The 1,081-nt window shown below is 35.6% G+C and carries 1 protein-coding gene; it reads left to right on the top strand.

The annotated features are described in order from the left end of the window. Positions 1 to 12: 12 nt before the first annotated feature. The coding region (locus DWA30_RS13210) for a DUF5916 domain-containing protein (protein ID WP_245933830.1) at positions 13 to 1,081 on the top strand (1,069 nt) is incomplete at its 3' end.

Here is a 1,081-nt window from a genome sequence, read left to right as displayed (position 1 = left end):
TCATTAACACATATGTTTAATAGAGTTGATGCAGGGCATGTTGATTTTGATCCTAATAAAACGAGTTTAACGGGTACTGGAGGAAAAATTGCTGCTGGAAAAGCCGGTGGTGGGAATTGGGGATATAATGGCGGTGTTGTTTGGCGTTCGCCAGAATTAGAATTGAATGATATTGGATTTTTAAGACAAGCTGATGAGCTTAAACAATATTTCAACCTCAGTTATAAAACACTGAAGCCCTTCGGCCCTATTAGACAAATAAGAGGACGCTTTGCACAACATACAACCTATGATTTTGACGGTAATTATAACCGTATGCAATACCAAATTAATGGTAATGTAATGTTTAAAAATAATTGGTGGATCGATTTTGGAGGCGCCCATAAACCGAGAATTTTTATCAATACAATTCTTAGAGGAGGACCACGTTGGCGTTTTTCTAGAGAAAACTATGTATTTTCATTTTTTGGGACTGACGAACGTAAAAATTTACGTACCAGCTGGGGCTTTGTCTATTCAGGAGCCAAGCAAAATAATTTTACTTTTCTTAATCTAGAAGGCGATGTTACCTATCAACCAACGGATGCCTTACGTGTTTCCATACAACCTCAGTTTAGTAGTAACCCCAATAAAACACAGTATGTAACCCAGCAAGATTTTAATGGCACCCCAAGATATATTCTTGTTGCTATTGATAATAAAACCTTTAGTGCGGCTTTTAGATTGAATTATACCATTAATCCTAATCTTTCTATTCAATATTATGGACAGCCTTTTATCTCTAAAGCTCGGTATAAAAATTTTAAACATGTAACCAATCCTGTTGCTTCCAATTTGTATGATCGTTTTAATCAGTTTGAAACAGATCAAGTTAGTTTAGACAGTAATTCTAATGCTTATAATATTGATGAAGATAGTGATCTGGAAATAGTATTTTCTGGCTATTCTTCAGGAAACAAACTATTTGCCATTAATGCAGATGGAACTGATGTGGATGGATTCCCTGTAGAACTAGATGAAAAAGTCAAAGCTGGCATCGCGCTTGCTGATTATAGTGGAAATGGCAGAGAAGATATTATTC

The sequence above is a fragment of the Candidatus Ulvibacter alkanivorans genome (assembly GCF_003333325.1).
Classification (GTDB): Bacteria; Bacteroidota; Bacteroidia; order Flavobacteriales; family Flavobacteriaceae; genus Ulvibacter_A; species Ulvibacter_A alkanivorans.
The sequence above is the reverse complement of the archived record's forward strand: the minus strand, read 5'-3'. Positions and strand labels throughout refer to the sequence as shown.